Origin of the sequence: Rahnella sp. CFA14(1/10), assembly GCF_004195095.1 — a bacterium.
In the GTDB taxonomy this organism is placed as follows: Bacteria; Pseudomonadota; Gammaproteobacteria; order Enterobacterales; family Enterobacteriaceae; genus Rahnella; species Rahnella perminowiae.
The window spans coordinates 1-540 of the sequence record NZ_SEWS01000034.1 but is presented as its reverse complement, the minus strand read 5'-3'; the positions used below and the strand labels follow the sequence as shown (position 1 = coordinate 540).

The 540-nt window shown below is 48.9% G+C and carries 1 pseudogene; it reads right to left on the bottom strand.

Annotation, left to right across the window (positions count from 1 at the left end):
* Nucleotides 1–540: pseudogene (locus tag EVX52_RS25125) on the bottom strand (hypothetical protein); the annotation flags it as partial.

Here is a 540-nt window from a genome sequence, read left to right as displayed (position 1 = left end):
TATTTATCCCCCAGCAAAATACTGATCCCCCTGATGGGGCCGCCGAATGCCCCGACAAACCAGTCCACACCGTTGTTATTACTGGCAGGCGTATGCCGGGCACAATCGAATAAACCAGTAAAAATGATCTCAACGGGAATACCCTGATAAACGTATTTATCGCCCTGCTTCTGGCAAATATCGTCGAGCAGCGTATCCAGAAACTTACGCGCCAGAGTTGCCCCGAGATCGTAACCAAATAATGAAACCGAGATCAGCTTGATGGGCACCTGACTGTTGGCTACCGCTCTTTCATAAAAGCGTTCGAAACGCAGTTTTGCTGCGGTGATTCGCGTATCTACGCCCGTCACCAGCATGTCGGCAATAACAGGATTGTCACGCAACCAGGGAGTTGCTTCGATGCTCACTTTTTTCACCGCACTTTTCGTGATATCCCCGGTCAGCTTCGCCCATTCAGTGGGGTTAATCAGCTTTTTACCGACATCTTTTAATACTTCCCACCACTTGCCTGTTTTAAAAAACTCTATGCCCGCTTCTTCG